Source organism: Maritimimonas sp. 2210JD6-3, from assembly GCF_056591795.1.
On the sequence record NZ_JBWQOJ010000017.1, the window covers coordinates 1 to 24,553 of the forward strand.

21 protein-coding genes are annotated in these 24,553 nt (G+C 32.1%); 7 read left to right on the plus strand and 14 right to left on the minus strand.

Going from position 1 to position 24,553, the window contains the following annotated elements:
• Window positions 1-7: 7 nt before the first annotated feature.
• From AC1EUY_RS08785 to gcvP, 4 genes are all read right to left on the minus strand, one after another.
• Complete coding sequence (locus AC1EUY_RS08785; protein WP_480195150.1) at window positions 8-1,654, minus strand: pyruvate dehydrogenase complex dihydrolipoamide acetyltransferase; 1,647 nt, start codon at window positions 1,652-1,654, stop codon at window positions 8-10.
• Between the two features lie 98 nt (window positions 1,655-1,752).
• Window positions 1,753-2,748, minus strand: a complete 996-nt coding sequence (gene pdhA / locus AC1EUY_RS08790; protein ID WP_480195151.1) for a pyruvate dehydrogenase (acetyl-transferring) E1 component subunit alpha — start codon at window positions 2,746-2,748, stop codon at window positions 1,753-1,755.
• Window positions 2,749-2,868: 120 nt separating this feature from the next.
• A complete protein-coding gene (locus tag AC1EUY_RS08795) occupies window positions 2,869-3,669 on the minus strand; it encodes a DUF6503 family protein (RefSeq protein ID WP_480195152.1) in 801 nt (266 codons plus the stop codon).
• 66 nt (window positions 3,670-3,735) lie between these two features.
• Window positions 3,736-6,579, minus strand: a complete 2,844-nt coding sequence (gcvP, locus tag AC1EUY_RS08800; RefSeq protein WP_480195153.1) for an aminomethyl-transferring glycine dehydrogenase — start codon at window positions 6,577-6,579, stop codon at window positions 3,736-3,738.
• A 106-nt stretch (window positions 6,580-6,685) separates the two neighbouring features.
• On the opposite strand from gcvP, the gene AC1EUY_RS08805 reads away from it, so the two are divergent.
• Window positions 6,686-7,504 carry a UbiA prenyltransferase family protein gene (locus AC1EUY_RS08805; RefSeq protein WP_480195154.1) on the plus strand — a complete coding sequence of 273 codons (819 nt, stop codon included), beginning with the start codon at window positions 6,686-6,688 and terminating at the stop codon, window positions 7,502-7,504.
• Between the two features lie 54 nt (window positions 7,505-7,558).
• Here the strand turns inward: AC1EUY_RS08805 and AC1EUY_RS08810 are convergent, their stop codons facing one another.
• Window positions 7,559-8,335, minus strand: coding sequence for a zinc ribbon domain-containing protein (locus AC1EUY_RS08810; RefSeq protein ID WP_480195155.1), 777 nt, complete (start codon window positions 8,333-8,335; stop codon window positions 7,559-7,561).
• A gap of 2 nt (window positions 8,336-8,337) precedes the next feature.
• The gene (locus AC1EUY_RS08815; RefSeq protein WP_480195156.1) at window positions 8,338-9,432 is read right to left on the minus strand and encodes a Nif3-like dinuclear metal center hexameric protein; all 1,095 of its coding nucleotides are present in this window, start codon (window positions 9,430-9,432) and stop codon (window positions 8,338-8,340) included.
• A 93-nt stretch (window positions 9,433-9,525) separates the two neighbouring features.
• Here AC1EUY_RS08815 and AC1EUY_RS08820 point away from each other — a divergent pair, with 93 nt between their 5' ends.
• Window positions 9,526-12,228, plus strand: a complete 2,703-nt coding sequence (locus tag AC1EUY_RS08820; protein ID WP_480195157.1) for a S9 family peptidase — start codon at window positions 9,526-9,528, stop codon at window positions 12,226-12,228.
• 170 nt (window positions 12,229-12,398) lie between these two features.
• On the opposite strand, the gene AC1EUY_RS08825 is transcribed toward AC1EUY_RS08820, so the two are convergent.
• The gene (locus tag AC1EUY_RS08825) at window positions 12,399-13,469 is read right to left on the minus strand and encodes an isoaspartyl peptidase/L-asparaginase family protein (protein WP_480195158.1); all 1,071 of its coding nucleotides are present in this window, start codon (window positions 13,467-13,469) and stop codon (window positions 12,399-12,401) included.
• Window positions 13,470-13,864: 395 nt separating this feature from the next.
• Between AC1EUY_RS08825 and AC1EUY_RS08830 the strand changes: the two genes are divergently transcribed.
• Entirely contained in the window at window positions 13,865-14,467 is a 603-nt protein-coding gene (locus AC1EUY_RS08830) for a DUF4254 domain-containing protein (protein ID WP_480195159.1), read from the plus strand.
• A gap of 37 nt (window positions 14,468-14,504) precedes the next feature.
• On the opposite strand, the gene mazG is transcribed toward AC1EUY_RS08830, so the two are convergent.
• From mazG to ruvX, 4 genes are all read right to left on the minus strand, one after another.
• A complete protein-coding gene (gene mazG, locus AC1EUY_RS08835; RefSeq protein WP_480195160.1) occupies window positions 14,505-15,284 on the minus strand; it encodes a nucleoside triphosphate pyrophosphohydrolase in 780 nt (259 codons plus the stop codon).
• Between the two features lies 1 nt (window position 15,285).
• Window positions 15,286-15,702: a DUF5606 family protein gene (locus AC1EUY_RS08840; RefSeq protein WP_480195161.1), complete on the minus strand. Its 417-nt coding sequence runs from the start codon at window positions 15,700-15,702 to the stop codon at window positions 15,286-15,288.
• Between the two features lie 7 nt (window positions 15,703-15,709).
• Window positions 15,710-16,288, minus strand: a complete 579-nt coding sequence (def, locus tag AC1EUY_RS08845) for a peptide deformylase (protein ID WP_480195162.1) — start codon at window positions 16,286-16,288, stop codon at window positions 15,710-15,712.
• Between the two features lie 78 nt (window positions 16,289-16,366).
• Window positions 16,367-16,777, minus strand: a complete 411-nt coding sequence (ruvX, locus tag AC1EUY_RS08850; protein ID WP_480195163.1) for a Holliday junction resolvase RuvX — start codon at window positions 16,775-16,777, stop codon at window positions 16,367-16,369.
• 100 nt (window positions 16,778-16,877) lie between these two features.
• On the opposite strand from ruvX, the gene AC1EUY_RS08855 reads away from it, so the two are divergent.
• Both AC1EUY_RS08855 and AC1EUY_RS08860 read left to right on the plus strand, forming a co-directional pair.
• The gene (locus AC1EUY_RS08855; protein ID WP_480195164.1) at window positions 16,878-17,693 is read left to right on the plus strand and encodes a 2,3,4,5-tetrahydropyridine-2,6-dicarboxylate N-succinyltransferase; all 816 of its coding nucleotides are present in this window, start codon (window positions 16,878-16,880) and stop codon (window positions 17,691-17,693) included.
• Between the two features lie 9 nt (window positions 17,694-17,702).
• A complete protein-coding gene (locus AC1EUY_RS08860) occupies window positions 17,703-19,580 on the plus strand; it encodes a glycosyltransferase family 9 protein (RefSeq protein WP_480195165.1) in 1,878 nt (625 codons plus the stop codon).
• On the opposite strand, the gene AC1EUY_RS08865 is transcribed toward AC1EUY_RS08860, so the two are convergent.
• From AC1EUY_RS08865 to AC1EUY_RS08875, 3 genes are read right to left on the minus strand one after another with little or no spacing between them, the layout of a single operon-like run.
• Window positions 19,567-20,331: a Kdo domain containing protein gene (locus tag AC1EUY_RS08865; RefSeq protein ID WP_480195166.1), complete on the minus strand. Its 765-nt coding sequence runs from the start codon at window positions 20,329-20,331 to the stop codon at window positions 19,567-19,569. The two genes, AC1EUY_RS08860 and AC1EUY_RS08865, sit on opposite strands and share 14 nt — an antisense overlap.
• Before the next feature lie 14 nt (window positions 20,332-20,345).
• Entirely contained in the window at window positions 20,346-21,146 is an 801-nt protein-coding gene (locus tag AC1EUY_RS08870; RefSeq protein WP_480195167.1) for a glycosyltransferase family 2 protein, read from the minus strand.
• Window positions 21,136-22,245 carry a glycosyltransferase family 4 protein gene (locus AC1EUY_RS08875; RefSeq protein WP_480195168.1) on the minus strand — a complete coding sequence of 370 codons (1,110 nt, stop codon included), beginning with the start codon at window positions 22,243-22,245 and terminating at the stop codon, window positions 21,136-21,138. The genes AC1EUY_RS08870 and AC1EUY_RS08875 overlap by 11 nt, the downstream gene beginning before the upstream one ends.
• 74 nt (window positions 22,246-22,319) lie before the next feature.
• Between AC1EUY_RS08875 and AC1EUY_RS08880 the strand changes: the two genes are divergently transcribed.
• On the plus strand, window positions 22,320-22,880 hold the full coding sequence (locus tag AC1EUY_RS08880) for an L-threonylcarbamoyladenylate synthase (protein WP_480195169.1): 561 nt from the start codon (window positions 22,320-22,322) through the stop codon (window positions 22,878-22,880).
• 5 nt (window positions 22,881-22,885) lie between these two features.
• Complete coding sequence (locus AC1EUY_RS08885) at window positions 22,886-24,307, plus strand: CCA tRNA nucleotidyltransferase (protein ID WP_480195170.1); 1,422 nt, start codon at window positions 22,886-22,888, stop codon at window positions 24,305-24,307.
• The last annotated feature ends 246 nt before the right edge of the window (window positions 24,308-24,553 follow it).

Genomic DNA, 24,553 nt, shown 5'->3' on the forward strand with positions numbered 1-24,553 from the left:
AAAAAACTTATACCAACATCGTTACTGGATTCTCAATATAGCCTTTTAAGGTTTGTAAGAATTGAGCGCCAGTGGCGCCATCCACAGATCTGTGATCACAGGCCATTGTTAATTTCATCGTATTACCTACAACTATTTGTCCTTCCTTTACAATAGGTTTTTGTACGATGGCGCCAACGGATAAAATAGCCGAATTGGGTTGATTAATAATCGATGTAAAGTCAGTAATACCAAACATACCTAAATTAGAAATGGTAAAAGTACTACCTTCCATTTCTTGCGGTGTTAGTTTTTTATTTCGAGCTCTACTGGCATAATCTTTTACTTGAGCACCAATTTGAGGTAAAGTCTGCTCATCAGCAAAACGTACTACGGGTACTACTAAACCATCTTCAACCGCTACAGCAACGCCGATATGTACATGATGATTCTTCTTAATTCGATCGTCAAACCACTGTGAGTTCACCTGTGGATGTTGCTTTAATGCCAAAGCAGTAGCTTTTACAATTATATCATTAAATGATATTTTAGTGTCTGGTAACGAATTAAATTGCTTTCTAAACGCAATAGCGTTATCCATATTAAATTCTACGTTCAAATAGTAATGCGGTGCTGAAAATTTAGATTCACCTAGACGACGCGCAATAACTTTACGCATTTGAGAATTGGGTACCTCTTCAGAACTTTCTGTCCCAGAAGGAACAAAAGGCATGGCTGCAGTGGCTGCAGCACTGGGTGTATAATTCTCTATATCACGTTTAACCACACGACCATTTTCACCAGACCCTTGCACTCTTGAAAGATCAATACCTTTCTCATTAGCTATTTTCTTGGCTAGTGGTGATGCAATGATACGCCCATTAGAACTTATTTGAACTTTTGATGCTTCTACGGAAGATGTAGTAGCCGCAGTAGGTTCATATTTTGATGGCTGTAATTCTTCTTTTGTTTTTTCAGCTTCTTTAGTTGCCTCTTGTGGCTTCCTATCCGCTTTATTAAAAGCACCACTTTTAATGGCCTCAATAACACCAGAAATGTCAGTTCCTTTTTCACCAATAACCGCTAAAACACTATCAACAGGAGCAGAACCACCTTCATCAATACCTATATATAATAAGTTTCCTTCATAAAAAGACTCAAACTCCATAGTAGCTTTATCGGTTTCGATCTCGGCTAAAATATCTCCCTCAATTACATCATCACCTACTTTTTTTAGCCAAGTTGCTACCGTACCTTCTGTCATGGTATCACTCAATCGAGGCATGGTAATAATTTCAACGCCTTCTGGTTTTTCTGCTTCAGAAGTTTCTGATACAGAATTAGTAGCTTCTCCTACTTCTTCTTTTGGGATTTCTTTCTCTTGTGTTTCCTCTTTAGGTGTTGAAGCATTGGCAACTAACGCGGCGATATCTTCACCTTTATCACCAATAATAGCCAAGAGTGTATCTACTTTAGCTGATTCGCCTTCATTCACCCCAATATGTAATAGTGTTCCTTCATGAAAAGATTCAAACTCCATGGTAGCTTTATCGGTTTCTATTTCTGCTAAAATATCACCTTCTTCAATCTTATCACCAACTTTTTTTAACCAAGAAGCTACGGTACCTTCTTCCATGGTATCACTTAGTCGGGGCATATTTATTACTTCAGCCATAATACTTTAATTTTTTTGAATTAAATAAAACTCAACTTTTAAGCTGCAAATTCCAAATTCAATAATTGGATTTTGATATTTTGAAATTTAATAATTTATTACAATCTGTGTTTTAAAAACGGATAGTCTTTTTGTTCATACACTGCATCATACATTACATTCTTCTCAGGATATGCAGATTCTTCAGCAAATTTTTCACATTCGGCCACCATAGCTTTTACTTCTTTACCCATTTTCTCAATATCAGCCTCAGTAGCATATTTTTTCTCTAATAAGATATCTTTTACCTGAGTTATAGGGTCAATTTTTTTGTATTCAGCTACTTCCTCTTTTGTTCTGTAATGCTGTGCATCACTCATAGAGTGTCCTCTATAACGATAGGTTTTCATTTCTAAGAAATAAGGTCCCTCTTTTCGAGCGTGTTCAATAGCCTCATGAACAGCTTCTGCAACTTTTACAGGATTCATACCATCTACAGGCTTACTTGGCATTTCATATCCCAATCCAAGTTTCCAGATATCTTCATGATTTGCGGTTCTCTCAACAGATGTACCCATGGCATATCCATTATTTTCAACGATAAATACGACTGGTAATTTCCATAGCATTGCCATGTTAAACGTTTCATGTAATGATCCTTGTCGTGCCGCACCGTCACCAAAACAAGTTAAAGTAACAGCATCAGAATCATTGTACTTATCTGCAAAAGCGAGACCCGCACCTAAAGGAATTTGGCCACCAACAATACCATGACCACCATAGAAACGGTGCTCTTTAGAAAATATATGCATTGATCCTCCTAATCCTTGTGAGGTACCCGTAGCTTTACCGTATAGTTCTGCCATAACTCTTTTTGGGTCAACACCCATACCAATAGGTTGTACATGGTTACGATACGCCGTAATCATTTTGTCTTTTGTAAGATCCATTGCATGCAATGCGCCTGCTAAGACCGCTTCTTGGCCATTATATAAATGTAGGAAACCTCGAACTTTTTGTTGTATGTAAACGGCTGCAAGTTTATCTTCGAACTTACGCCAGAATAACATGTCTTTATACCATTTTAAGTAGGTTTCTTTAGTGATTTCTTTCATAAAATAAATTTCAATTCATTAGATGCATAGTTACAAAAATACTATTTTAGAAATTGACTTAAAAGAATTGAGAAAATATTTTACGTTAACGATTTAGTTCTTTTTATGAGACATTTGATATCATTTCTTCACCACTTCAGCACCTTCTGGTTTTTCGAAAAGAGTGCTGTCTGGTCTTTGCTCAGATAATGAGATGTTTGTAAAATTTATAGTATTTCTTGGTTCTATTAACTTTCCTTCTTCACTTTTGAACCAGCTAATAGCATTGGGTAAAACGAAACCATTTACCGTTTTCCAGTCGTTATATCGAATATAACTAACATTGTCACTAGCTTCTCCTTTACCATAAGTAACGGTATAACCTAACCATGCCATAGTGTTGTTGTCTTTATCGTAATAAATATAATAATTGTCATCTGGTGAATCACCAATATTAGCCTTATACGATATTTTGAATCCTGGATAGCTTTTTCCTTCAAATAGTAAATCATCTGCTTTTTCATAGTTAATACCTTCATCACCTAATACAAATGGCATTGCATAGAAGTAAAACATTAAATTATGATAAAAACGTGCATTACCTTTGTAATGGGTAGAATCTTGTTGTATCCACGAGTCATTACCATCAAAACCAATAGTATATTTTTCAGATTCTATGAGATCATTACGTGAAATCAGATCAATAGTTTGTTTTTCATTACCGTTGGGTTTTACAATTTCGAATGTGAGGCTTTTCATGTTTTTCCAGTTTTGAATACCGCCATGTTTTTCAAAAACAGCCATTAATTCTTTAGGATATTTAGGCAATTTAATTTCTTTCACTTTTTCTTGAACTACTACTTCGTTTGTATTAGTAGTTTTTTCTTTACATGAACTAAAGAACAGTAGTAAAGCTGCTACTGCTAAAATTATTTTTTTCATCTGTATTAGTTTAGAATTATTTTATATTATTTATGGTTGTAAAGAATCAATTATTATTTACAATTACTAAGCTTCGATATAATCTTCTATTGGATTACAATCACAAATTAAATGTCTGTCTCCGTAAGCATCATCTACACGACGCACTGGAGGCCAGAATTTTTTCTCTCTTACAAATTCAAGAGGATACGCAGCTTCTTGTCTTGAATAGACAAAACTCCATTCGTCTGCGGTTAACATGGCTTCAGTATGCGGTGCATTTTTAAGTACTGAATCACCTCCATTATATGCATCGATTTCAGTTTTAATTTGAATCATAGCATCACAAAAGCGATCAATTTCAGCTTTGTTTTCACTTTCTGTAGGTTCAATCATTAAAGTACCAGCAACTGGAAAGGATAGGGTAGGCGCATGAAAACCAAAATCCATAAGACGCTTTGCAATGTCAACTACTTCTATACCTTTAGCTTTAAATTCTCTAAAATCAACGATCATTTCGTGCGCCGCATAACCTTTTTCGCCTGTATATAATATCTTATAATGTTTTTCTAGCCTAGATTTAATATAGTTAGCATTTAAAATGGCATATACAGTGGCTAATTTTAAACCTTCAGCTCCTAGCATCTTTATGTAGCCATATGAAATTAAATCAACCAAAGCAGATCCCCAAGGTGCAGAAGAAATTGCTGTTATGGCGTTTTTGCCACCAGTAGGTATAATTGGGTTTGTTGGTAAAAATTCAGCTAAATGCTCTGCTACACAAATCGGCCCAACACCAGGACCACCGCCTCCATGTGGTATAGCAAATGTTTTATGTAAATTTAGATGACAAACATCAGCACCAATAGTAGCTGGGTTTGTAAGACCTACTTGTGCATTCATATTGGCACCATCCATATATACTTGGCCGCCATTATCGTGAATGATCTTAGTAATATCTTGTATAGCACTTTCAAAAACCCCGTGTGTAGAAGGATACGTTACCATCAACGCTGCTAGATTATCAGCATGTAACTCCGCTTTCTCTTTTAAATCTTCAACATCAATATTACCTTCTTCAGTTGTTTTTGTTACGACTACTTTCATGCCCGCCATTACCGCTGATGCTGGATTCGTACCATGTGCTGATGCTGGTATTAAACAAATATTTCTATGATGATTTCCTCGAGCATGATGATACGCTCTAATTACCATTAGACCCGAATACTCACCTTGCGCTCCAGAGTTTGGCTGTAAAGTTGTTGCATAAAAACCTGTAATTTCATTTAACGCTATCTCTAAATTTTTAAGCATTTCTTGATATCCTTGTGCTTGTTCGATAGGAACAAACGGATGAATAGTATTCCATGAGCTCGAGCTTAAGGCTAACATTTCTGATGCTGCATTAAGTTTCATGGTACACGATCCTAAAGATATCATGGAGTCTGTAAGCGAAATATCTTTATTTTCTAGTTTTTTAATATAACGCATCATTTCAGTTTCTGAATGATAGCTATTAAATACTTTATTCGTCATAAAGTCTGAAGTACGCTGTAAGGCTTTAGGGATAGAAGAAAACTCTTTAAAATTTACTGTGAAACTTTCTTTTCCTTCCGCTTTAGCTAGAATTTTAATGATTTCATTTATATCATCTATCGATGTAGTTTCATTTATAGAAACACAAATTGAACTGTCACTATTGTAGAAGAAATTTATCGTGTGTTGCTCTGCTATCGTTTTCAATTTTTGTTCATCAGAAACCTTAATGTGAAGTGTATCAAAAACAGTAGAATTTATTTGTGATAACCCTAACTTTTTGATGGCTTCATTCAAAACATTGGTTAATGAATGAATTTTATTGGCAATATATTTTAATCCTTGAGGACCATGATATACACCATACATACCAGCCATAACCGCCAATAACACTTGTGCCGTACAAATATTAGAGGTGGCTTTTTCACGCTTAATATGTTGTTCGCGAGTTTGTAATGCCATACGCAATGCGCGATCACCGTTGGCATCTTTAGTAACCCCTATGATTCTTCCTGGTATTAATCGTTTATACTCCTCTTTTGTAGCGAAATATCCTGCATGAGGCCCTCCATATCCTAAAGGAATACCAAAGCGCTGCGAAGTTCCAACGACTACATCTGCTCCCATATTACCTGGAGCTTTTAAGATGGGTAAACTTAATAGATCTGCGGCAACGATTACTTTAGCTGCATTTTTATTGGCTGCTGAAATGAAATTAGAATAGTCAAAAACCTGCCCATTTTTATTTGGATATTGTACTATAGCTCCGAAAACTTTATCAGTAAATTTAAAATCTTCATGATTACCAAAAACTAATTCAATACCAATGGGAATTGCTCTAGTTTTTAAAATAGAAATGGTTTGTGGAAATACATCTTCAGAAATAAAGAATTGATTTGCATCATTTTTTTTCTGATCTCTAGAACGTGCGGCAAATAATAAAGCCATAGCCTCCGCAGCAGCGGTACCTTCATCTAATAATGATGAATTGGCAAGCTCCATACCAGTTAATTCTGTAATGATGGTTTGATAATTTAGCAATGCTTCAAGACGTCCTTGAGAAATCTCAGCTTGGTAAGGCGTATAAGAAGTGTACCAACTGGGGTTTTCAAAAATATTGCGTTGAATTACCGCTGGTAATATAGTAGGGTGGTAGCCCATTCCTATATAATTCTTAAACTGTTTATTTTGAGCAGCTAATTCTTGTAAATGAGTGCTAAATTCATATTCACTCATCGCTTTGGGAAGACTTAAATGTTTCTTTAATTTAATGTGTGACGGAATCGTGTTGTAGATTAATTCATCTAAAGAGTCTAAACCAATAGTGTTCAGCATTTCTTCAACTTCATGCTCTCGAGGTCCGAGATGGCGTAAGGCAAAAGAGTCAGTTTTCATAAAAAAATTATCGAATAAAAGTTGTCTGTAAAAATACGTAAAACCACGTATTAATTTATAGTTTAAAATATATTTTAATGCACAAACATTTTGTTACTTTTATTCAATGCAAATTATTAGAAAAAATATTGATTTTTATGTTTTTAGTAATCTACATGTAGCGCTAGCCACAGCTGCATTAACAATGATTACTTCTAGACTTTATGGAAATGATACTAGTGCATTTCCAATTTTTGTTTTTTTTGCAACCTTGTTGTCGTATAATTTTATTCGATTGTACAGAAAAGAAGCTATAAAGTCATGGCTTTATGAGTGGATACATATTAATAAAAGACTACTATATATTCTTACATTTATTTCTGTTTTTTGCATTTGTTATTTAGCTACTCAACTACAAATAAAAACATTGTTATTACTTATGCCATTAGGTCTATTGACTTTGTTTTATGTAATTCCAGTTTACAGTAAAAAATCATTACGTTCTTTATCAGGATTTAAGCTTTTTCTAATTTCATTTTGTTGGGCAGCTGTTACTGTATTACTGCCAATAATAAATGAAGAAGTCGATTTAAATAAAGATATTTGGATCACTTTCGTGCAGCGTTTCTTTTTTGTTGCTGCCATTACAATTCCTTTCGATATAAGAGATGTAATTTATGATACGAATACGTTAAAAACACTTCCTCAAGTGTATGGAGAGGCAAAAGCAAAACGAATTGGTATTCTTTTTCTAATGCTGTTTTTAGGAGGTAATTTTTTTAAAACCAATAGTGTAGAATTATTAAGGATTGAATTTATAATAACCTTACTCAGTTTATTCTTGCTAATTAGAAGTACAACCAAGCAACACAAATATTACAGTGCTTTTTTTGTAGAAGCAGTTCCAATAGTTTGGTTTTTACTAATAGTACTTTTTATAAAATAAAAAGCCTTCTCATATGAAAAGGCTTTACTATATAATTCTTTCTGTCTTTTTTACTTAAGAAGTAAACAATTTTTCCATTTTTTCTTTTTCTTCTTCAGCTAATTGTGCGTCTACTAAAATTCGACCACTATGCTCATCAGTAGTAATTTTTTTACGATTTGCAATTTCCATTTGTACTTGCGGAGGAATTGTAAAGAAAGAACCACCAGCGGCTCCTCTTTTAATAGGTACAACAGCTAAACCATTTTTTACTTTGGTACGAATTCTATTGTAAGCGCTTAACAAACGTTTATCTATTAAGTCACCAAACTCAGCAGATTTTTTATTTAAAAGAGTTTCTTCTTTTTGAGTTTCTGCCATAATTGCATCTAATTCACCTTTTTTGTGTTTTAAATGATCTTGACGTTCTTTTAATCGTTCTTTTGCAGCGCTAATGATTTCATTTTTTTGCTCAATTTTTGCATCGAATTCTTTAATATGCTTTTCGGCTAATTGCACCTCAAGTTCTTGGTATTCTATTTCTTTAGATAAAGAATCGAATTCACGATTGTTACGAACATTTTTTTGCTGCGTAGTATATTTTTTAATAAGTTCTTTAGCCTCTGTAATCGTTTGTTTTTTGTTTTTGATACTAGTTTCTAAATTTTCGATATCGCTATTAAAATTGTTTAATCTAGTATTTAAACCTTCAATCTCGTCTTCTAAATCTTGAACTTCTAAAGGAAGTTCGCCACGCATATTTTTTATCTCATCAATTCTAGAATCGATTAACTGTAAATCATATAAAGCTCTTAATTTATCTTCTACGGTAGCTTCTTTCTTCTTTGCCATATTTAAAAGTAATTGATAGGATTTGTATTAACTTCTGATAAAACGACTGCAAAATTACGGAATTTTTTTGTAAGATAATCGGCTAAAAGGTTTTTTGTGAATTGCTCACTTTCATAATGCCCAATATCTGCTAAAACTATTTGGTTTTCAGCCTTATAAAACTCATGGTATTTAAAATCAGCCGAAATGTAAATATCAGCATTAGCGCGTTTTGCAGTATCTATAGCAAAAGCTCCAGAACCACCCAATACCGCTACTCTTTTTATAGGCTTATTTAAAAGTTTCGAATGGCGAATACTCTTCAAGTTAAATTTTTCTTTTAAAAAAATGAAAAAAGCTCCTTCAGACATATTTTTATTCAGTTCGCCAACCATGCCCATGCCAATATGTTGATGCGTATTGTCTGTTGTTATAATATCGTACGCTACTTCTTCATAGGGGTGCGCTTTAAAAAGACTCGTTAGGACACTATTTTCTAAATGCTTCTCAAAAATAACACTTAACATTGTTTCTTCTTCGATATGTAACTTTCCTCGTTCTCCGAGTGTAGGATTCGAATTTCCATTTCCTCTGAAGGTTCCTTCTCCATTACTGTTGAACGAACATAAATCGTAATCACCGATAGCTCCAGCTCCAGCTTTATGCAGTGCATTTCTAACTACTTTTATATCTTTTAGCGGTACATAAGTAGTTAACTTCTTAATAAGTCCAGTTTTAGGGAGTAATATGACAGTGTTTTCTAAACGAAGCATTTCAGCCATTTTAGCAGAGACTCCTTCTGCAGAATTATCGAGCGCTGTATGTGTTGCATAAATAGCAATATTATTCTTTATGGCTTTTAATACGACACGCTCTACATAATTGTTACCGTTTAATTTTTTAAGACCAGAAAAGATAATAGGATGGAAACTGACAATTAAATTGCAGTTTTTCTCAATAGCTTCATCTACAACTTCTTCTAAGGTATCAAGAGTTACTAAAAGACCAGAAACCTCTGTGCTATAATTGCCAACTAATAAACCTACATTATCGAAATCTTCGGCATATTTTAAAGGGGCTATTTCTTCAATAGTATTCGTAATTTCTCTTATAGTCATGCCTATTTAAATAATGAGCTAAAGGTAGTAGTTTTTTTATTTATCTTAGATATCTAAATTTATCATGTACAATTTTGTAAATCAATTATAAAAATGAAGAATAGCCTCGTATTTATGCTACTTATTTTATTTCAAAATTTGATAGTAACGGTTCAAGCCCAAGATAAAAAAGATCTATCACGATGGACTCCCGAAGATATTATCACTACTGAATATATGTCATCTGTTTCTATTTCGCCAAAAGGTGATATGGTGTTGTGGACAAAAAGGAAAATTGTTGAGAAAGAAGATAAGTTTGTTTCTGATATCTATTTAACACGGTTAAATAGCAAAAAAGATGGAAAGTTTAGAACAGTACAATTAACTAATGGTGATGAAAATGATTATAGCCCACTCTTTTCTAAAGACGGTGAAGCTATTTATTTTCTATCGTCAAGAGATAAAGGTAAAAAACTTTGGAAGCTAAGTGTTTACGGAGGCGAAGCTCAGGAAGTAAAGGAATTTAAAAACGGGATTTCATCAATACAATGGAAAGATAATAACACATTATTATTTAGATCAAATGATGGTAAAACGTTGTATGAAAAGCAATTAGAAGACAAAAAAGACAATGTAATAGTGGTTGAAGATTCTGCTCATTGGAAACCTTCACACGTCTATGCGTTCAGTATAAAGAATAAATCAGTGAAGCGCTTAACTAATAATATAAAACCATTAGGGAGTTTTGCGATTTCGCCAAATGGTAAATGGCTTTTTTATAGTATGGCTAGAAATATTAGTTATGCTTCAGACGCACAACAAGATCCTTTTAGTTATTTGCAAAATTTAGAGACTGGTGAGGTAAAACAAATTATTACTGATCGTGGTTTTCCGATTTTTAATATTCAGTTTAGTAACGATAATAAAGGATTTTACTTTATATCGCAGTATGCTTCTGACCCTAAATGGAACGGTGCAGGAGTTTCAGAACTATACTATTATACGATCGCGTCAAATTCTTATAAAAAAGTCGATTTAAAATGGAATTTAGGACTTGGTAGAGGTTATCGAGTTGTTGGTAATAACGCTATTGCTTCGTTAGCAAACAAAGCCACCTTGAAGTTAGCTTATTATAAAAAGAATGCGAATTCATGGTCAAAATCCGAACTTGATTTAAAAGAGAAAAATGAACATACTTCAATTCTAGCAGTAGCTGATAATGGTACAAAAATTATTTACAATTATTCGACTACCGAAAAATTACCTAGGTATTATATCGCAGACATAAAAGGCACAAAATTTAGTAATGAACAAGAATTAATTCAGTTAAATAAAAGCTTGTCAAAAAAAGCAATTACTAAAAGTGAGGTTATTACCTGGAAAGGTTATAAAGACGAGGAAGTAACAGGTCTATTATACTATCCTGAGAATTATGAAGAAGGTAAAAAATATCCACTTATGTTATCTATCCACGGAGGTCCCGCTGGAGCTGATCTTGACCTCTGGAGTGAACGATGGAGTACGTATCCTAATATTTTAGCACAGAAGGGCATGTTTGTACTCAAACCCAATTACCACGGGTCTTCAAACCATGGTTTATCGTATGTAGAAAGCATAAAGGGCAATTATTATGAACCTGAATTGGAAGATATTACCAAAGGAATAGAGATGCTTAATACACAAGGAAAAATTGATATGGATAAACTCGGAACAATGGGTTGGTCTAATGGTGCCATTATCACAACAATGCTTACTGTAAGATATCCTGATATGTTTAAAGTTGCAGCACCAGGCGCTGGGGATGTAAATTGGACATCAGATTTCGGAACCTGTCGTTTCGGTGTAAGTTTTGATCAATCCTATTTTGGAGGTGCTCCTTGGGATGATACTAACGGAAAATTTTATAATGAAAATTATATTATAAAATCACCATTATTTGAGATCGAAAAGATAAAAACGCCTACTATTATTTTTCACGGAAGTGAAGATAGGGCAGTGCCAAGAGATCAAGGTTGGGAATATTATAGGGGTTTACAACAAGTAGGTAAAACTCCTGTTCGTTTTTTATGGTTTCCTGGCCAACCTCATGGTTTGCGAAAGGTAACGCATCAATTACGAAAAATGAAAGAAGAAATTGCTTGGATAGATACGTATTTGCTTAACAAACCCCCTACTAAAAATGAAGCATTTAAAGAAGATAGCCCTTTAGCTGAGGTATTTAAAATTGAAGAAGCTAAACGTACAAAAAATGGATTGTTTGGTGAATATAAAGATGAGGTTTTAATACCAGAGACCTTAACAATCAAAAAAGATTCAATAGCAATTGGTCGTTTTGAGGTAACCAATGCACAGCTTAAAGCATTTAATAAAAACTTTACCTATGATGCAGGTTTAGACAACTACCCAGCAGTAGTGGATAGAAATACTGCTAATGCATATGTAAAATGGTTATCACAAACAACAGGTAATACATATCGATTACCTAACGAGAAAGAAGCAAAATCTTTACATAAAAAAGCACATGAAATTGCAGGGAAAGAATTAACATTAAATTATTGGGCTGGTTACGCTATTACTAAAGATGAAGTAGCCGAGTTGTATAAAAAGCTTAAAGACCTTAAAACTATTTTATTCAAAAAAGTAGGTAAACGAAAAAGTACTAAAGTTGGTGATGCTATTGTTTACGACCTAGGCGGAAATGTAGCAGAATACTACTCAAAAGGAGTATATGGATATAGTTCCTATGATTTTTATGATGTGAATGATGATAAAATGATCAATAGTAAATATGTTGGGATTAGAGTAATAAGGGAGTAAGTAAGAAAATTGATGGATGGTTTAGATATCGTATTGGTAATTTGTAGTGATATTTTTTGCGAGACTAGGCGTAAGCGCTTGTTAAAATAAAAAAGGAATTTAACTCTTAAAAAAGTTAAACTACCGATAAACTTTATTGACACATTTTATGATGTAGTTTCGAAAAATAATTACTCTTCATAAAATTTAACTACATTTTCACCATTCGATTTTTTATAACCACGGTACATCCCTGCAGAATTAAAAGACCATGCAATATTGCCATCTTTATCTAGTGCTACCATACCGCCGCTACCACCTAAATCACCAACTTGCTTAATCACATTGTCTAAAGATGCTTTTAAGCTTAGATTTTTATACTTCATTAAAGTAGAGGTTTCGTGTGTAGCTACCGTTCTTATAAAATACTCGCCTGTACCTGTCGCCGAAACACCACAAGTGGTATTGTTGGCATAGGTACCTGCACCTATAATAGGTACATCTCCAATACGCCCGTATTTTTTATTCGTCATACCTCCTGTTGAAGTTGCTGCTGCGATATTTCCATTTTTGTCTAAGGCAACCGCACCTACAGTTCCATATTTATGGTCATCGATTAATTCTTTATTTTCAATAATCATTGCGGTATGGTCTAAGGTCACTTTTTCACGTTCTTGAGCTTTTAACAATTGATTATAGCGTTTTTCAGTATGAAAATAATTATCGTCAACAAATTCAATTCCGTTTAGTTTAGCAAAATCTTCTGCTCCTTTGCCCGCCATCATAACATGACGTGTACTATCCATTACGATTCTTGCTGCATTTATAGGGTTTTTAATTCGTTTTACTCCTGCAACTGCTCCTGTATTTAAAGTTTTTCCATCCATAATAGATGCATCTAATTCATTTTTGCCTAAACTATTAAAAACAGCGCCTTTGCCTGCATTAAATAGTGGTGAATCTTCCATTATATTAATTGCTTTTTGAACTGCATCTAAACTAGAACCGCCCTCTTCCAAAATTTTATAACCAGCATCTAAAGACTCTTGTAGTTTTTCGCGATAAGCAACTTCTTGTTCAGGTGTCATATTTTCTTTTTTAATGGTACCAGCTCCACCATGTATGACTATGGCAAAACCTTTTTCTTTTAAAGTATCAGTTACAGAAGTTGAATTTTTAGTGATTTGATTTTCTGATGCTCCTTTTTTACAATTTGTAAACAAGAAAAATGACAAAATAGAAAGAAATAGAATAGATTTCATGATGAATTACTTTTTGTTAAAAGTACTGAATATTTTTATTTCCGATCTTCGAGTCTGTAAACAAATTTAAGTCCGCTCCATTTTTGATCTACTGCGCAAACTTTTACATCAACCAACCCGATTTTTAAGAGATGCTCTCGTATAACTTCTCTTTTTAAATCGGTTTTGATACCAGAACTTCCTTTAGGCCAACTTATCCATAATAAACCCTCAGATTTTAATTACTCCATTAAAGGCCTAGTATTATTTTTTAGTTCATCAAATGACTTACAAAACAAGTGGATAAAATCAATAGTATTTTTTTCTTTGCTTTTTATGAATTTTCAGCTACTTTTTTTTATTAATTTACAAGATAAGATTAGTAAATTTGTTATGCGTTTAAAATACGAATGAAAATGATTAGTGAATTAGCGAATAAAATTTTTAAAGAGAGTATAGTAAAATATCATGAGCTTGATGATGTTTATCAATCATTTAAAAATAGGTATCCTGAGAATACTATTGAAAATTTATTATATAAAAAGAATTGGATAGATACTGTACAATGGCATTACGAAGATATTATCAGAGATCCAAATATTGAACCTGTGGCTGCTTTGAAATTAAAAAGAATGATTGATGATTCGAATCAGCATAGAACTAATTTAGTTGAGGATATTGACGATTATTTTTTGATGAAATTTAAGTCGATTAATGTTAAAGAACAGGCTACTATTAACTCTGAAAGTCCAGCTTGGGCTGTAGATAGATTATCAATTTTGGCACTAAAAATTTATCATATGCAGGAAGAAGTTGAGCGTGAAGATGCCTCGTTAGAACATAAAGCTAGATGCCAATTTAAATTAGATGTTTTACTAGAGCAACAAAAAGATCTTTCAACGGCTATTGATCAATTACTTACAGATATTGAAAATGGTGATAAATATATGAAGGTTTATAAGCAGATGAAAATGTATAATGATAAAGAAACGAACCCTGTACTTTATAAAAAGAAATAGGGTTATTTAAATATTTTTAGAATTATGCTGGTACTTTCTATTTGAAATGTTTTTTAGAAGCATTCCAATACACATCCATTTCGGCCAAGGTCATTTCAGAAAGTTGCTTACCTTCTTTTTTAGCAGCTTCTTCTAAAAATTGGAAACGTTGTATAAACTTTTTATTAGTTCGTTCTAAAGCGTTTTCAGGATTTACTTTGATAAAACGGGCATAATTGATCATCGAAAATAAGACATCGCCAAATTCTTTTTCAATATTTTCTTGTTCACCTTTCTCGATAGCCTCATTTAACTCAAAAAGTTCTTCTTTTACTTTATCAAAAACTTGATGAGGTTCTTCCCAGTCGAACCCTACTCCTGCCACCTTATCTTGAATTCTATTGGCTTTTACCATAGCAGGTAGGCTTTTGGGAACTCCTTCTAAAACAGATTTTTTACCTTCTTTAAGTTTTAATTTTTCCCAATTTTGTTTTACCTCTTCTTCATTTTCAACGTTAACATCTCCATAAATATGTGGGTGACGGTCTATCAATTTTTTAGCAATAGCATTAGCTACATCTGCGATATCAAAAGCATTCGTTTCAGACCCTATCTTAGCATAGAAAACAATATGTAATAATAAATCGCCAAGTTCTTTCTTGATTTCTGGTAAATCATTATCTAAAATGGCGTCACCTAATTCGTATGTTTCTTCTATAGTGAGATGGCGTAAAGATTGGAGTGTTTGCTTTTTATCCCACGGACATTTCTCACGGAGTTCATCCATGATATCTAATAGCCTTTTAAAAGCAGCGAGTTGTTCTTTACGCGAATTCAAATTATTCTTCTTCGTCTGTGGTTTCTTCAGTTAGAGTGGTAAAATCAAAATTAGAAGCTACAAGAATATTATACCATTGCACTACCTTTTTAATATTCGAGACATATACACGTTCTTCATCAAAATCGGGTAATACTTCACTAAAGAAAGTTTTTAAAGTATCATTATTTTCTTTGTGACTAATTGTTTGTTTTCCATTTTCTTTATCCGCAATAGTTGCAAAAACTTCACGCAGAGGTACTTCTTCTTCGTACGTATAAATAGCAATATCGTTCAAAATACTCACATTTTGAACGGCATTTACTGGAAATCGTTTGTTGTCGATTAGAGAGCGTACAATAATACCTCCTTTAGTTTGTGAAATGATTTCATATAATCCAGGTTTTCCTGAAATCGCTACAATTTTATCTATTGTCATTTTTATATTATTTTTTAGGAAAACGCATTCTGTATTCTACCTCTACTTTTCCTTTACTTATATTGTCTAATTTCTTTTTGATTAATCGTTTTTTTAAGGAAGATAATTTATCGGTAAATAATTTTCCTTCAATATGATCATATTCATGTTGTATTACCCTAGCTGCTAATCCATCGACAGTTTCTATATGTTTTTTGAAGTTTTCGTCATAATATTCTATGGTTACAGTTTCTTGACGAAATACATCTTCATTAATATTGGGGATACTTAAGCAACCTTCACTAAACACCCATTCATTACCTTCTTCTTTTAAGATTTTTGCATTGATAAAAACTTTATTAAAATTTTGTAAAAATTCTTGTTCTTCTTTACTCAGTTCATCATCTTCTGCAAAGGGTCTAGTATCTACTAAAAACAATCGTATGGCTTTACCTATTTGCGGAGCTGCCAACCCGACACCACGTGCATTTTTCATGGTATCTTTCATATTTTCAATAAGTTTTTGTAGCTCTGGGTAATCTTTATCAATCTCTTTTCCTACTTTTCTTAAAACAGGATCACCATATGCTATAATTGGTAAAACCATAAGTGTTTTCTAATTTATGAGGTGCAAAAGTACGAAAATAGGTGAAAGCTAAAAGTTACAAACTTGAAGATTTTTTATCTATGTAGAATATAAATACGATTGCAAAATTATGGTAGCACTAATTTCATCAACTAATGCCTTATTTCTACGTTGTTTTCTTTTGAGACCACTATCAATCATGGTTTGAAATGCCATCTTAGACGTAAAACGTTCATCAATTCGTTTAATGGGAATTTCAGGAAACGTCGTTGAAAGTTTTTCTAAAAACGGAATAATTAAAGCTTCACTTTCTGAAGGAGTGTTATCTAGTTGCTTAGGTTCACCAACCAGTATTAATTCAACAAATTCTTTTGTAATGTAATTTACTAAAAAAGAAAAGATATCTTTTGTTTCAACTGTTGTCAAACCTGAGGCAATAATTTTTAATTCGTCAGTAACAGCAATGCCTGTTCTCTTTTTTCCGTAGTCTATAGCTAATATCCTTCCCAAATTTAAAATTTTTACAAAAATACAGTATCTGTTTTTAGCTTTCTAAAATTGTGCCAATCATTTACAAGCAATTATATTTGCAAGTATAATACAATAAGTAATGAATAATTTACAAGAAATAATAGAAACAGCTTGGAATAACCGAGATCTTTTAAAAGAAGAAAATACAATTAATGCGATTAGAGAAGTAGTAAATCTACTTGATAGAGGGAGTTTACGTGTTGCTGAACCCACAAATGGTGGCTGGCAAGTAAATGAATGGGTAAAAAAAGCAGTAGTGTTGTATTTTCCGATACAAAAAATGGAAGTTTTAGAAGCAGGTATTTTTGAGTATCATGACAAAATTCCATTAAAAAGAGGGTACAAAGAAAAAGGAATTCGTGTAGTGCCGCATGCAGTAGCCAGACATGGAGCTTACATATCTAAAGGAACCATTTTAATGCCAAGTTATGTAAATATTGGAGCTTATGTTGATGAGGGTACCATGGTTGATACGTGGGCAACCGTAGGTTCTTGTGCGCAAATCGGTAAAAATGTACATTTATCTGGTGGTGTAGGTATTGGCGGTGTTTTAGAGCCTTTACAAGCGGCACCCGTAATAATTGAAGATGGATGTTTTATAGGTTCTCGTTGTATTGTTGTTGAAGGAGTAAGAGTAGAGCAAGAAGCTGTTTTAGGTGCTAACGTTGTTTTAACTATGAGTACAAAAATTATCGATGTTACCGGAGATACGCCAATTGAAATGAAAGGAAGCGTACCCTCACGTTCTGTTGTAATTCCTGGAAGTTATACTAAAAAATTTGCAGCAGGAGAGTATCAAGTACCATGTGCATTAATTATTGGTAAGCGTAAAGAAAGTACTAATAAAAAGACTTCTTTAAATGATGCGCTACGCGAATATGATGTAGCGGTTTAAAATCTTTGATTGAAAAAAATTCTTGTCATACAACAAAAGATGATCGGTGATGTACTGGTCTGTTCTATACTTTGTAATAACTTAAAAAAAGCATATCCAGATGCTGAGATTCATTATATGGTTTATGAATCTACTACTCTTGTTTTAGAAGGTAATCCAGCTTTTGACAAACTAATTTTATTTAAAGATGTTCATCGTACTAGTAAACTAGCTTTTTATCGATTTTTAAAACGAATCCGCCAAGAAGAGTATGATTTATTAATAGATTCATATTCTAAATTAGAAAGTTGGTTAACTGCTTTTTTTTCTAGAGCTAAACGAAGAATTTCTTATAAAAAACCTGGTAGAGGTTTTTTGTATACCGATTTGGTAGATACCTATGAGGAGCCTTTAAGTAATTTAGGGTTAATCATTGAACGCAGATTATCTTTACTCGATCCGTTAAATTTAGATATAGATTTAGACCCTATTCCTAAATTATATGTTACTATAGAAGAGAAGTTAAATGCAAAAAAGTTAATGAATGAGCATGGTGTTGATTTCTCTAAAAAAATAATCATGATCTCTATAATTGGTAGCTCAGATGTTAAAACTTACCCACTCAATTATATGTCTAAAGTTATAGATTTTGTGGTTGGGCAAATAGACGCAAATGTTTTATTTAATTATATACCAAACCAATTAGAACAAGCAAAAGAAATTTATAAGAGATGTAAGGAGTCAACTCGAAGAGCAATCTTTTTTAATCTTCTAGGGAAAAGCCTTCGAGAATATATTGCACTAATGAATGAGTGTGATATGATAATTGGTAATGATGGAGGTGCTATTAATATGGCAAAAGCCTTAAATAAACCTTCCTTTATAATTTTTTCGCCATGGATAGAAAAACAAATGTGGTCAACTTTTGAGGATGGGAAATTTCATAAATCGGTACACTTACAAGAATATAAGCCTGATCTGTTTGAAGGAAAGTCAGAAAAATATTTAAAACGAAATTCTATAGAATTATATCAGCATTTTAAACCAGAATTCATTTTTGATGACTTAAAAGCATTTTTAGATTTCAATATAAATAATGGAGCTAAACTTGATTTAAACTCTCTAATAAAAGCTAAAGATGTAAAAGAGAAAAAGCCATTCTCTGCTATAGTAATTACAAAAAATGAAGCTGAAAATTTATCCTCTTTAATACGAAATTTAAGTTTTGCAGACGAAATCATTATTGTAGATTCTAACAGTACAGATGATACTTCAGAAATGATGAAGGATTATCCACACGTGAATTTTATTCAACATAAGTTTACTAATTATTCTAATCAGCGAAATTTTGCCATTGAACAAGCTTCAAATAATTGGATATTGTTTGTTGATGCTGATGAGCGTTTACCAAAGAATCTACAATGTGAAATTCTAAAATCTCTTAAATCACAAAACAATATTGTGGCTTATAATATACCTAGACAATTTTATTTTGTAGAAAAACCACTTAAATATGGAGGTTTTCAATCTGATACCGTAACTCGTCTATTTAATAAAAATTTTGCTAGATATGAAACTACTAAATATGTACATGAAATACTAAAAATTAATGGTGAATCAGGCAACTTTAACGGCAAAATTTTACACTATTCTTATAAAAATTACGAAGATTTTAAGAAGAAGCTAACATCATATGCAAAACTAAGAGCACAAGAATTAAAAGAAAATAACGTTAGGCCTAATTTTTTTCATTTCTATATCAAACCAGCATATAGATTTTTTCATCATTATATAATTAGGAGAGGATTTTTAGATGGAAAAGCAGGTTATACTATGGCAAAATTACATGCTTTTGGTGTAAAACAGCGTTTTATTGAGCTTAAAAAATTATATACTAATCAACCTTAATTGGTATACCTAATAATCTTTTCTTCCAACGTTTTTTTCTAAAGAAACGATATTGAAACGCTTCAGTTTCGCCCCACATTTTTTCAAATACTTTTTCATATGGTTGATTAATAAGCTTGGCATATTCATCGCTCATAACTTCCACCATCTCTTTTTTAGGAGTTAAACGAGAAAAATTTGTTATACGCGAATCAAAATCTAGATCAAAAAATTTCATTCGATTGAGGTCAACTAGATAGAAGTCATAATTACTACTATTCTTTTTAATTAAGGTATTTCCCGGAGAGTGATCTTTAAAATAAATACCTTTTTCATGTACTTTGTATGTGAACTGAGTAAATTGTCTTAAAATTTTTTCATGCTCTGGATAATTAGGATCAGACACTAAAGTTCTATACATAATATCATAATCGATATGCTCACTAAAGTAGTAGCTGTTCTTTATTCCGTAAGGTGAAAAATATTCATAATAAGCAATAGGCTGCGGTGTACCGATACCTTTTTCTAGTAATTTGTTAGCGTAAGTGTAAGAACGCTCAGCTTTAGATTTTCTAAAAAATTTATAAGCTACCTGATTAAAAATATTAGGGATTTTAAAAGATTTTATATTAACATTTAGACTATCAATTTTTACCGAACGCATTTTATTACGTTTCTCATAATCATAATCGCCAGAAGTTTCAAAACCTTGAATTATAGCTTCAAAATGATCTTTTAAATGAAGATAATCTTTGTGTATTTTGTAATTCATTTTCACTGACAAAGCTACTTTAAATACTTATCAATTCCGTTTTTGCACCAAGTTAGTTTGTTTTTGATGGTGTTTTGTTGAATTTCATCATTTATGTTTAAACGCTCACGAGAGTTTTCGGGGTGATAAATATGGTATATAATACCAGCATATCTTAACCTCTTTCCTAGTATGCCTTTATTTAAAAGTCTAGATATCATCTCAGAATCTTCTCGCCCCCAACCAGTCATGTCTTCATTATAACCATTTATTGCAACAATGTCATCTCTCCAAAACGATAAATTACAACCTCGAATTTTTTTAGAGAGTTCATTTTTAGGGCGATAAAGTTCGCTTAAAATAGGAATATGTAGATTTCTAGTTCTTTTTTTAATTCCCTTAGCAAAGAAATTGTATTGAACTACTTTATTACTAAATAAATTTGATAAAAATGACTTTTGAATATTGACTCTCGAGCCAAATAAATAAACTCCTTTTTGAGCATGTTTAATATGATCTCTAACAAAATGCTTATGTATAATACAATCTCCATCTAATTGGATTAGATAATCAGAAGAAGTTTGTGCAAATACTTTGTTTAATACTTCAGATCTTCTAAAACCTTTATCTTCATGCCAAAAGTGTATCAATTTTGTTGGATAATCATTTTTAAAACGTTCAATTACTTTTGTAGTTTCTTTTTTTGAACCATCATCTGCAATAATTACTTCGTTGGGCATTAAACTTTGCTCTTTTATACTTAATAGAACAAGTTCTAAAGCTTCTGGCCAATTATAAGTGGTTAATACTAATGAAGTAGAAAAATCATTTTTCATCTAAAATTTCATTGTATAAGTCAAAAATTTGTTTTGAAAGTTGAGATGTAGTGAATTTATCAAATAATAATTTATGAGATTTTTCAACAAACTTTTTTTGAAGTTTTTGATCATTTATTAGTAGCTGTAAATTTTTAGCTAAGTGTTTATAATCTTTGGTTTCAGATAATAATCCATTTTCATTGTGCACAACAGCTTCTGGTATTCCGCCAGCTTTAGTACTAACTACAGGGATTTTCTTTAAAAAAGCTTCGTAAATAGTAATTGGCAACCCCTCTCTTTCTGAAGTCATTAAGTATATATCTAATTGAGAAAGTAAATCTATAGCATTTTTTTGAAAACCAGCCAAAGTAATATAATCTTGCAAGTTATATTTATCAATAAATGGTTCAAATATTTCTGTGTACTTACTTTTATAACCTATCTGCATAAAATGAATATTTTTTATATTTAAATTATTAACAAGTTCATTTGCGGTTTCTACAAAAGTAACAAGATCTTTAGCTCTGTTGTGATTAGCGATGTTACCAATTAGAACTTTATCATTATTGATATTAAAATATTTTCTAAGAACTACGTCATTTTTATTTTGCTCTCGATCAATTTTTATACCGTCATATATTGTAATTAATTTATGATGATTTTTGGGTTTCAAAGTATTTTTAAAGGATTCTTTTACAGCGTTAGAGACACAGATAATTTTCTTAATGTTCTTATAATTGTATTTATATACACTAAGCCCTTTCTTTTTTGTGCTTATTCCTTTTTTAGAAAAAACAGCAGGTGTTTTTAGACAAAATAGTAGGTCTGAAACAACATACCCTGTAACAGAATCACTAGTATGCAAATGAAGAATGTCAATTTTTGTTTCTTTAATAAATTTTGCTAAGCTTTTGGTATAGTAGTAAGTAAAAAGTTTTGACTTTGGTACGCTTTTATATACTAACTTATGCTTAATAGTATATTCTTCTAATGGGGAACCCTTAAAACAATAGATAATATTCTTTATACCCAACTTTTTAAGATCTGGAATACTATCTACTAATTGTTGTTCATTACCTCCCCAAGTAGTTGCTCCTGATAGATGTAGAACATTCATAAAAAAAAATTTATGCAAATATAAAATAGTTGATTACAAGTATATACACATTACTATTTTATTATTTTTGTTGGATGCAAAAAGAGATTAAAAATAGCCTACAATTTTTAGAAGAAGGTAAAGTGATTTTATACCCAACAGACACTGTTTGGGGTTTAGGCTGTGACGCTACTAATGAAGAAGCCGTTGCTAAAATTTATAAGATTAAACAGCGCGAAGAAACTAAGAGTTTAATTATTTTAGTGGCTGATTTTGAGATGCTCAAAAAATATACAAATGTTATTCCTAAAGAGGTTAAAGCAATCATCAAAGAATCTGAAAGACCTACAACAATTATTTATAATAGTCCTAAAGGTTTGGCTACAAATGTAATTGCTGAAGATAATACTGTTGCAATTAGAATTGTGCAAGATGAATTTTGCCAAAAACTTATTTCAAAGTTTGGTAAACCAATCGTTTCTACATCAGCAAATATTAGTGGTAACCCAACCCCAAAGTCATTTAAAGAAATAGATACTTCAATTTTGGATGCCGTTGATTATGTGGTAAATTTGCACCAAGAAAAAATCTCAACGCAATCTTCGAGAATCATTAAGTTTAATGAAGAGGATAAGGTTGAAATTATTAGAGACTAAAATCTATGCAGCACACTTTTTATAAGGAGGCTATTTCGTCTAAAATTTTTCAGATAATAAGCAAAGCTTCTAATCTATTAGGGTTAGAGAGTTATGTTATTGGCGGCTATGTACGCGATCTTTTACTAAAACGTGGTAATGCAAAAGATATTGATATAGTTGCTGTTGGTAGCGGTGTAGAATTAGCTAAAAAAGTAGCTTCACTTTTACCTGCGAAACCTAAAGTACAGGTTTTTAAAACCTATGGAACTGCGATGTTGAGACATAATGATATTGACTTAGAATTTGTAGGCGCCCGAAAAGAGTCTTACACCGAAAATACTAGAAATCCTAAAGTTGAGCCTGGTACTTTAGAAGACGATCAAAATCGTAGAGATTTTACTATCAATGCTTTAGCTTTAAGTTTAAACGAAATTAATTTTGGAGAATTACTCGATCCGTTCAATGGAGCAAGAGATCTTGAGAATAAAATCATTAGAACACCCTTAGATCCTGATATTACGTATTCTGATGATCCGTTGCGAATGATGCGTGCCATTCGTTTTGCTTCTCAGTTAAACTTTACGATAGAAGAAAAATCGTTAAAAGCAATTTCGAAAAATGCAGAACGGATAGATATAATTACTAGAGAACGTATCGTTGATGAACTACATAAAATTTTACTTTCTGATAAACCCTCTATTGGTTTTAGATTATTAGAAGAAACAAAGCTTTTAGAAAGATTCTTACCCGAATTAATTGCATTAAAAGGTGTTGAAGAAGTAGAAGGACAAACACATAAAGATAATTTTTATCACACGTTGCAGGTTGTAGATAATATAGCTAAAAAAACAGATAATTTATGGCTACGGTGGTCAGCTTTACTACATGATATAGGCAAAGCACCCACAAAGCGATTTCATAAAAATATTGGTTGGACTTTTCATGGTCACGAATTTGTAGGTTCTAAAATGGTGTATAAAATATTTAAACGTTTACGGATGCCATTAAATAATAAAATGAAGTACGTGCAGAAAATGGTATTGTTAAGTTCACGACCCGTAATTTTGGCTGAAGAAGAAGTTACCGATTCTGCAGTACGACGTTTAATTTTTGATGCTGGTGATGCTATTGATGATTTAATGACACACTGTGAAGCCGATATTACTACGAAAAATCCAAAGCGGTTTAAACAGTATATGAACAATTTTAAATCAGTACGTGATAAAATTAAAGAAGTAGAAGAGCGAGATCGTGTTCGAAACTTTCAGCCTCCAATTACAGGAGAACTTATAATGGAAACTTTTAATTTAAAGCCATGTAGAGAAATTGGTCAAATAAAGGAAGCTATAAAAAATGCCATTTTAGACGGTAAAATTCCGAATGAGTACCATGCTTCCTATGAATTTATGTTAAAAACCGCATCGCAATTAGGTCTAAAAAAATAGTGTATTTAACCAACTTATTGGTCTTATACAATGAATTTTAGACTAAGCTATAAAAGTTTTCAGTAGGTTATAGTGGATACTTTTCTTTATGATGAACCTATACTTAAGTATAGAATAAAGCAAAATGATATTTTTTCAAACCTTAGGTTACTTCCTGTAAAGTTTGATTTGCAATTGTATGCTTTCAGTTTGCCAAAACGTCAAGCTTTGTTAGAACAATGTATTTTTTAGAAGACTCTTGAAATC